The organism is Blastomonas sp., from assembly GCF_041747255.1.
GTDB lineage: Bacteria > Pseudomonadota > Alphaproteobacteria > Sphingomonadales > Sphingomonadaceae > Blastomonas.
Map to the genome: position 1 here is coordinate 1 of NZ_JBGTFM010000461.1, position 7303 is coordinate 7303.

The following is a 7303-nucleotide window of genomic DNA, read 5'->3' on the forward strand; positions in this document are numbered from 1 at the left end:
GGCATCGCTCGCTTGTGCTTCCAGCGTGCGGCTGCGCGCAGCGGCGGCGCTGGCCTCGGCGAGCGAACGGCGCAGCGCGGCGCGCTCCTGGTTCAGATAGGATGCAGCATCGGCAGATGGTGCGGCACCGCGTGTTGCCTCAAAGCCCAGCAGCCCGGCGACGGGAATCGTCATGACGAAAACAGCAGACAAGGCGCGATGAACCATTATCGCTATCCTTCGCGGTGATAGGGGTGACCGGCCAGAATGCTGGTCGCCCGGTAAAGCTGTTCGGCGAGCATCGCGCGGGCAAGCAGATGCGGCCATGTGGCCTTACCAAAGGCGAGCAGCACATCGGCATCTGCGCGTTCGCTGGCATCAAAGCCGTCAGCCGCGCCGATCATGAAGCGCGTCTCGCGCACGCCGTCGTTGCGCCAGTGATCAAGCATCCGCGCGAGCTCCTGCGAACCATATTGCCCGCCGGTTTCATCGAGTATCACGGTGCGGCTGGCGGGCGGCGCGGCGGGCACAGTGCCGCCCCGGTCGGGCAGTTCGGTGATCACCAGCGGCCATTGCATCCGCTTGACATAGCGCTGCACCAGCTCTGCCTCGGCGGAGCGGCCTATCTTGCCGCGCGCGATGATGTGCAGCCGCATTTCGGCATTCTCGCATTCTGGCCAGCCGCCCAGTGCGGCCTGAACGGGTCAGGCGTTGGGCGTTTCCGGTGCGTCGCCAAAGGCCCACATGCGCTCCAGGTTATAGAAGGTGCGCACTTCAGGGCGGAACAGGTGGACGATGACATCGCCTGCATCGATCAGCACCCAATCGGCATTGGTCAGCCCTTCGATGCGCGCCGTTCCGCCCGATTCCTTGATCCGCTCGGCCAGCTTCTGTGCCATCGACGCAACCTGACGTGTCGAGCGGCCAGACGCGATGACCATGAAATCAGCAATGTTGCTTTTGCCTGCCAGCGGGATCGATACGACCTCTTGCGCCTGATCATCATCAAGCGATGCCAGCACCAATGCATGCAGTTGCTTTGCTTCAGCCAACTGACGGTCGGCGGTGAGCGGAAGCGGATCGATGCCCTGAACAGGGACGGGGGACAGATTGGCCAATGGACCTCCTAAAAATATGCGCAAGCCGCCAGCGTGGCGACTTGCAGGTGTAAAGCGGCAGAAAAAGCGTTGGGGACATATCCCGGTCTCGCCAATGCGTGCACACGGCTGATCATACGACCACCTGCCGGGTTACATGATCACGCACGAGTGTATCGGCAAGGCCATGATGCCAGTCAGGATCAGCCCTGCGCAAGGCAGTGGCGGATCGCGGATCAGGACAAAAGCGCAGCAGCACGAGTGCCGGCATACTCCATCGTGTCCAGTTGCGTGCCTGGTCCCGGGGCCGGACACGGTGCCCGAACCAGGCCATTGCGGGGGCCGTAATGGCGATCCCATCATATCCGGGCCGGGCGATGACTGCAATCGGCATTTGCTGCGCGATGTCGCGCCAGCGTTCCCAGCGATGGAACCCCGCCAGATTGTCAGCACCCATGATCCAGATAAAGTCATTCTTGGGGTAGCGCGCGCGCACCTGTTCCAGCGTATCGGCAGTGTATTGCGTGCCCAGCTGCGTCTCGATGGCGGTGGCGCGAATGCGTGCGCGCCTTGCCATTTTGCGCGCTGACGCCAGCCGCACAGGCAGACTGGCCATATCGCTCGCCCCTCGTTTCAGCGGATTGCCGGGTGTGACCAGCCACCAGATTTCGTCCAGCCCCAGCGCCTTCAGCGCGAACAGGCTGATCGCGCGGTGGCCGCGATGTGCCGGGTTGAACGACCCGCCGAGCAGGCCGATGCGTCTGGGCTGGCTCATGGCTGGGTGCGCAAGTCCTGCTGTTCATGATAGACGCGCAGGATACGGACGTGGTCCGAATCGACGGCATAGATCAGGATATAAGGCGTCGTTTTGACCGGCCATTTGCGATCGTTACGGTGGTTGATAATCGATCCTGCGTCAGGCCAGTCGCACAAAAAGTTGGCGGCATACACTGCAGCGATTGCCACCCTGTTGGCAAAGTCAATGTCTTGCACCACCAATTGATCATCGATCCGTGCCAGATCGGATTGCGCTTGCCGCGCCCAAACCAGCTTCTTCATTCAGCAGCTTGCTGAGCGGCCTGCCCCACTTGGGCCCTTGTTTGAACGCGTTCGGTGATCCACGCCTCCATCTCTTCCTGGGTCAGGAAATCGCCGCGAGCGATGTCGTCCTCACCCTTTTGGATGAAGTCGAGGAAATTGGCTTCTTCCTGTGCCATGCGTTCGATGGCGCGCGCGGCGAGCCAGCTGCGGCTGCGGCCCTGCGCCTTGGCGACCCGGTCAACCAGTGCCATTGTGTCGGGGTCGATGCGCGCCGTGATGACTTGTGACTTGCTCATACCCACACGAATACAATGTATACAAGGGCGCAGCAAGCCGCGTCCGACAGTTATCACTATGTGGTGCGGAAAAACGACTCGACGGCCTTTGGATAGGAAAAAATCGACGACACCGCGATTAAATCAAGCGGTATTCACATTAGCCATGCGGTTCATCGCACGACTCGTCCGGCTCACGGCAAAGCGGCGGGAGACGATTCGCTATGCCGGAATTGCTTTGCTAGCGGGTGCCGGGGTTAATGAGGGGTTATACAGGTCGTGCACATTTCAGATATGCGCAAGCGTGTAACGCACGTGCTTGCGCAATGGTTCCCTGATCGTGAATTTTTCATGCGATCGCAGGGCCAAATCAAGTTCATCAAAATCTCAGCCAGGGTGCAGATGATTGCTGCATCGATTGTGGCCGGGGCCTTTCTGGTCTGGTTGCTGGTCACAGCGGTGATGCTGTTCAGCCAGTTCAGCATCAGCGCAGAGCGGCTTGCTCTGGTCCGCAAGCAGGCTGAGGTGGCGACATCCGCCAACCGCGTCGCCGCCTATCGCGCTTCGGTCGATGATGTCGCTACCGATCTTGAAAAGCGCCAGACCTTTCTTGAAGATATCGTCACCAGCTATATTGGCGAAGACGCGCTGGACAGCGATGCCGACACGGTCATCGCCCCGTCGGATAACGCTGGCGAGGCTGCAAAGACCGCGCAGAAGATCAGCGCGATGGTCCCTGAGGCAGCAGGCCTTGCCCGCATGGAAGCGCGCCAGATCGCCTTCGTTGAACAACTGACCACTGCCGCCAATCGTCGCGCCCACAGCGCCGCGCTCGCCATTCGCAAATTTGGTCTGAACCCTGACCTGGTCGCCCGCGAGAGCGCCAGTGCACAGGCCGCCGCCCAGGGTGGTCCGTTCATCCCCTTGAAACAGTCGACCAAGGCCAGGCTTGACCCGCGCTTTGCGGCGCTGGGGCGCACCCTGGCGCGGATGGACGCGCTGGAGCGTGGTCTGGTGGCGATCCCTTCGGGTGCGCCCGCCGTGCAACACGCGATTACGAGCAACTTTGGCTATCGCCGTGACCCGTTCACCGGCGCGGCGGCAATGCACAGCGGCATCGATTTCAAGGGTGCGCACGGTTCGCCGATCCTCGCCGCATCGCAGGGCCGGATTGTGCATGCCGGCGTCAAGTCAGGCTATGGCAAATGCGTCGAAATCGCGCACGGTAACGGTCTGGTAACGCGCTATGCGCATCTTTCGACCATCGGCGTGCGCGTCGGCCAGCAGGTCGACAAGGGCGAGCGGCTCGGCGGCATGGGCAGCACCGGGCGATCAACCGGAACGCACCTGCACTTCGAGGTCCGCTACAAGGACCGCGCTATCAATCCCCGTCCGTTCCTGGAGGCCAACCGAGATGTTCTCAAGATCCAAGCCGTCGCAGAACAGCGCACCGATGATGGCTTCGCCCGTTAGTTCGCGCAGCAGCAAGGCAGGATCGAGCATGGCCGGCAACTCCACCTTCTCTGTCATCGGCACCGATGTCGTCATCACCGGCAACATCAGCGCCAAGGTTGACCTGCATATCGATGGCCGGGTTGAAGGCGATATCACCTGCGCCTCGCTGGTGCAGGGTGAGGGCAGCACGATCAAGGGCGCGGTGGTCGCAGAGACAGCGCGGATTTCCGGAACGCTGCATGGGTCGATCGAGGCGCGCGATCTGGTGATTGCGGCGAGCGCCGAGGTCACCGGCGATGTGACCTACGAGACGATCAGCATTGAGCAGGGGGGTCATGTCGATGGCCGCTTCCAGCACAAGGGCAAGACGGGGCTGAACGGATCTGCTCCGGCGACAACCGCATTGCATGCCATCAGCGACGGCTCAGCATCGCGTCCGGCCTTGCCGTTGAGCGCCAATCAGGTGGTGTGACGGGCAGGCGCGTCAGCCCTTCGGTAACGGGTTGACGCAAACGCCTGGCTCATCCAGTTTCTCGCACGGGGTCGCTCCTTACGCTTAAGGGGGGATATATGCCTGCAATCTGGTTGGCGCGGCTGCTCGCGCTGTGTGCCTGTGTCATCAGTGGTCCCGCGTTCGCGCAGTCCGATGACATGTCGGCCATCTTTGACAAGGCAATGGCAGCCGGTGAGGACCAGGATGACTGGGATGCGCGCGCCGAGGCGTTGAAGGGCTTTGCCACCGTGTGCGAATCGGGGCTTGCCAAGGCCTGCTACAATGCCGGGGTGATGGCCGAGCGCAGCTATGAGAGCGATGCCGCTTTTGACTGGATGAAGAAGGCATGCGACCGCAACAAGCTCGTCGCCTGCTATTATGTCGCGGACAAGCTGGCCTTTCGCGAGCCGAGCAACGTGCCCGGTGCCCGCGCGCTGTTCGGCAAGACCTGCGCGCAGGGCATGATCGCCGCGTGTCTGCGCTTTGGCGCGATGCTCGAAACAGGCGAAGGCGGGACGGAAGACAACCCCAAGGCGTTCGATGTCTATAAGCGCGCCTGCGCGGCGAAGTCAGCGGCGGGGTGCGATCGGCTGGCCAACTTCCTGCGCTATCGTGATGGCTTCGGGAATGATGACCTTGCCGCGCGCAACGCGTTCGAGATCGCCTGCAGCAAGGGCAGCTGGTCGGCGTGCAGCAGCCTGGCTGACATGCTGCGCGAAGGACGCGGCGGGCCGAAAGACCCGGCGCGGGCGTCTGACCTGCTGATGCGGGTCTGCCTTGATGGCGACAACACTGGCGCGTGTGACAGCATGTTGCTGACGCTGGACAAGTGAGGCGACGACCCGCAACTCATCGACACCTGACGGCAAGATCACGCTAGGCGCATTCCGCGTTCGGCGTTAGACATGGCGCATGATGATGCTTCCCCGCGCTCCGCTGATCACCCTTGCCGCTGCCCTGATCCTGACGGCCTGCCAACAGGCCGATGCGCCGGTGGCGGTTGCCGATGATCCCCACGCCGGGATCGATCTGCCGCCGGGACATCCTGCGGTCGATCTGCCGGGCGACAGCAAGGCGGCTGCGCCGGATGCTGCGGGTCATACACCGATGGTCGCGCTCGATGGCGAGGGGCTGCGGCTGTTCGATCCGCCGAGCGGGGTGAGCCGGGCTCTGGCCTTCGGCACATCAGAGGCGCAGCTCAAGTCGGTGCTTGAGAAGCTCAAGGGCAAGGCCGAGACCGGGCGCAACGAGGAGTGCGGTGTCGGGCCGCTGGCATATCTCAGCTGGCCCGACGGGCTGACGCTCTATGTGCTCGACGGGCTGTTTGCTGGCTGGTCGCTCGATGATCGCGGTGCTGCATTGGTGCCGGCCAAGGTGCCTGCGAAGGCCGCCAAGGCCTCCTCCCCAGCGAAGCTGACGACCGCGAAGCTGACCACCGCGACCGGCATCGGCATCGGATCGACCCGCGAGGCGCTGACCAAGGCCTATAACGCCAAGATCGAACAGACGACGCTGGGCACCGAGTTCAATGCGGCGGGGCTTTCGGGCATCCTTGATGGCACCGGTCCCAAGGCCAAGGTCACTAACTTGTGGTCGGGCGTCAACTGCGTCTTTCGCTAGCCTGCCAAGCGGGTCACACAGACGGGTTACCCGTCGCATTTCGGCCATGCATCTCGGCGTAGAAGGCGAAGGCAGACGCCATATCTGCGGCATAGTCGCCGGTCGGGTAGATCACCGGTCCAAGCCCCGCGCGTCGGTGCGCATAGTCCATGAACCCGCAGACGATCGGCACGCCTGCGCCCAGCGCAATGCGGTAGAAGCCGGTGCGCCATTCGGTCACTGACTTGCGGGTGCCCTCGGGCGCGATGGTCAGCACGAAGTCGTCGCGGGCGGCGAACTCGGCGATCATCTGCTGGACCATGTCCTGCGCCGCGCGACGGTCAACCGGCACTCCGCCCACCTGCCGCATGAAGCCTCCGAAGGGCCAGCGGAACAGCGAGGTCTTGGCCATGAAGTGGGTGCGCAGCCCCAGTTCGCGGGTCACGCCGATGTAGTTGGGGAAGTCCCAGTTGCTGGTGTGCGGCACCGCGATGATGACGAAGCGCCGCTCTGCCGGGGCCGTGCCCACCGCCGTAAAGCGGTGGCGGCGGTAGATGAACACCAGCAGCGCATAGAGCGCCCGCGCGGCAAGGCCAAGTCGAGGCTCCTTCACGCTCTGCGCATCCCGGCCCAGGCCACCGTCATCACCACCGGCAAGACCAGTTCAACCACCAGATAGGTGATCCACAGGCCAGCGGGTTCCGGCAGCCCGACCTGAGCCATCGAAATCAACCGGCCCAGACCGGACAGCAATATGCCCAGCGCCAGCAACAACACCAACATGCCCTGCTGACGGATCGTCACTGCGGCCCAGAGGCTGATGATGCCCGTGCCCAGATAGACACCGGCCAGGAAGCGGTGAATGTTGTCCAACCGGGGATTGGTCTCGGGCTGACCGAGCGTCATCTGTAGCACGCCGCCGGACACGGCGATCACTGCAATGAGCATCAAGCACAGCCGGGCCAGCCAGTGGCTTCTGGTCAGCGTTGTCGGGTTCATTGCGCAGCACCTCCCCTATTCCGCCTGAACGGCCAGTCGATAACCCCGCCCACCCACAGCGCCCACCAGATCGCCACCGGCTGGAACAGCAGGCGCGGGCCGTGGTAGGTCCAGGGCAACTGCCTGCCTCCAATCGCGATGTCGCCCAGCGCGTGGTTGATGTTGGCGGGGAACACGCACAGCGCATAGAGCGCGAGGCCGATGCCCGCCGCATAGCGCAGGCGCGGCACCATCAGGCCGATGGCCCCGGCGATCTCGGCCACCCCGGTCCAGAAGATCACCGTTTCGGGCCATGGCACCCAATAGGGGGTGATTGCCAGAAAGCCGCCGGGCGAGCGGATATGCGCGACACCTGCGACAAGGTA

General features: G+C 63.2%; 13 protein-coding genes. 4 read left to right on the forward strand and 9 right to left on the reverse strand.

All coding sequences use genetic code 11. The annotated features are described in order from the left end of the window. From ACEW8G_RS15265 to ACEW8G_RS15290, 6 genes are all read right to left on the reverse strand, one after another. Positions 1 to 207: hypothetical protein (locus tag ACEW8G_RS15265; RefSeq protein ID WP_373489251.1), on the reverse strand; the 207-nt coding region annotated here is incomplete at its 3' end. 5 nt (positions 208 to 212) lie between these two features. Continuing rightward, complete coding sequence (locus tag ACEW8G_RS15270; protein WP_373489252.1) at positions 213 to 635, reverse strand: 23S rRNA (pseudouridine(1915)-N(3))-methyltransferase RlmH; 423 nt, start codon at positions 633 to 635, stop codon at positions 213 to 215. 48 nt (positions 636 to 683) lie between these two features. Further along, on the reverse strand, positions 684 to 1064 hold the full coding sequence (gene rsfS / locus ACEW8G_RS15275) for a ribosome silencing factor (protein ID WP_373489263.1): 381 nt from the start codon (positions 1062 to 1064) through the stop codon (positions 684 to 686). A gap of 145 nt (positions 1065 to 1209) precedes the next feature. Next, the gene (locus ACEW8G_RS15280) at positions 1210 to 1851 is read right to left on the reverse strand and encodes a nicotinate-nucleotide adenylyltransferase (RefSeq protein WP_373489253.1); all 642 of its coding nucleotides are present in this window, start codon (positions 1849 to 1851) and stop codon (positions 1210 to 1212) included. Beyond that, positions 1848 to 2135, reverse strand: coding sequence for a type II toxin-antitoxin system RelE/ParE family toxin (locus ACEW8G_RS15285; protein ID WP_373489254.1), 288 nt, complete (start codon positions 2133 to 2135; stop codon positions 1848 to 1850). The genes ACEW8G_RS15280 and ACEW8G_RS15285 overlap by 4 nt, the downstream gene beginning before the upstream one ends. Beyond that, positions 2132 to 2413 (reverse strand): CopG family ribbon-helix-helix protein, encoded by a 282-nt coding sequence (locus tag ACEW8G_RS15290; RefSeq protein WP_373489255.1) that lies wholly within the window; start codon positions 2411 to 2413, stop codon positions 2132 to 2134. The genes ACEW8G_RS15285 and ACEW8G_RS15290 overlap by 4 nt, the downstream gene beginning before the upstream one ends. 273 nt (positions 2414 to 2686) lie before the next feature. Here ACEW8G_RS15290 and ACEW8G_RS15295 point away from each other — a divergent pair, with 273 nt between their 5' ends. The 4 genes from ACEW8G_RS15295 (at position 2687) to ACEW8G_RS15310 (ending at position 5960) form a co-directional block, all read left to right on the forward strand. Then, entirely contained in the window at positions 2687 to 3865 is a 1179-nt protein-coding gene (locus ACEW8G_RS15295; protein WP_373489256.1) for a peptidoglycan DD-metalloendopeptidase family protein, read from the forward strand. Between the two features lie 28 nt (positions 3866 to 3893). Continuing rightward, entirely contained in the window at positions 3894 to 4319 is a 426-nt protein-coding gene (locus ACEW8G_RS15300; protein ID WP_373489257.1) for a polymer-forming cytoskeletal protein, read from the forward strand. A 98-nt stretch (positions 4320 to 4417) separates the two neighbouring features. Beyond that, entirely contained in the window at positions 4418 to 5173 is a 756-nt protein-coding gene (locus ACEW8G_RS15305) for a tetratricopeptide repeat protein (RefSeq protein ID WP_373489258.1), read from the forward strand. Between the two features lie 79 nt (positions 5174 to 5252). Beyond that, positions 5253 to 5960, forward strand: a complete 708-nt coding sequence (locus ACEW8G_RS15310; RefSeq protein WP_373489259.1) for a hypothetical protein — start codon at positions 5253 to 5255, stop codon at positions 5958 to 5960. Between the two features lie 13 nt (positions 5961 to 5973). Here the strand turns inward: ACEW8G_RS15310 and ACEW8G_RS15315 are convergent, their stop codons facing one another. The 3 genes from ACEW8G_RS15315 to ACEW8G_RS15325 form a co-directional block, all read right to left on the reverse strand. Beyond that, positions 5974 to 6552 (reverse strand): lysophospholipid acyltransferase family protein, encoded by a 579-nt coding sequence (locus ACEW8G_RS15315; protein WP_373489260.1) that lies wholly within the window; start codon positions 6550 to 6552, stop codon positions 5974 to 5976. Next, entirely contained in the window at positions 6549 to 6938 is a 390-nt protein-coding gene (locus tag ACEW8G_RS15320; RefSeq protein WP_373489261.1) for a DUF4345 family protein, read from the reverse strand. The genes ACEW8G_RS15315 and ACEW8G_RS15320 overlap by 4 nt, the downstream gene beginning before the upstream one ends. Next, positions 6935 to 7303: DoxX family protein (locus tag ACEW8G_RS15325; RefSeq protein ID WP_373489262.1), on the reverse strand; the 369-nt coding region annotated here is incomplete at its 5' end. The genes ACEW8G_RS15325 and ACEW8G_RS15320, both read right to left, overlap by 4 nt.

Coding starts and splice junctions, on each gene's coding strand:
- ACEW8G_RS15270 (WP_373489252.1), bottom strand. CDS start 635: ATGCGGCTGCACATCATCGCGCGCGGCAAGATAGGCCGCTCCGCCGAG.
- ACEW8G_RS15280 (WP_373489253.1), bottom strand. CDS start 1,851: ATGAGCCAGCCCAGACGCATCGGCCTGCTCGGCGGGTCGTTCAACCCG.
- ACEW8G_RS15285 (WP_373489254.1), bottom strand. CDS start 2,135: ATGAAGAAGCTGGTTTGGGCGCGGCAAGCGCAATCCGATCTGGCACGG.
- ACEW8G_RS15290 (WP_373489255.1), bottom strand. CDS start 2,413: ATGAGCAAGTCACAAGTCATCACGGCGCGCATCGACCCCGACACAATG.
- ACEW8G_RS15295 (WP_373489256.1), top strand. CDS start 2,687: ATGCGCAAGCGTGTAACGCACGTGCTTGCGCAATGGTTCCCTGATCGT.
- ACEW8G_RS15300 (WP_373489257.1), top strand. CDS start 3,894: ATGGCCGGCAACTCCACCTTCTCTGTCATCGGCACCGATGTCGTCATC.
- ACEW8G_RS15305 (WP_373489258.1), top strand. CDS start 4,418: ATGCCTGCAATCTGGTTGGCGCGGCTGCTCGCGCTGTGTGCCTGTGTC.
- ACEW8G_RS15310 (WP_373489259.1), top strand. CDS start 5,253: ATGATGATGCTTCCCCGCGCTCCGCTGATCACCCTTGCCGCTGCCCTG.
- ACEW8G_RS15320 (WP_373489261.1), bottom strand. CDS start 6,938: ATGAACCCGACAACGCTGACCAGAAGCCACTGGCTGGCCCGGCTGTGC.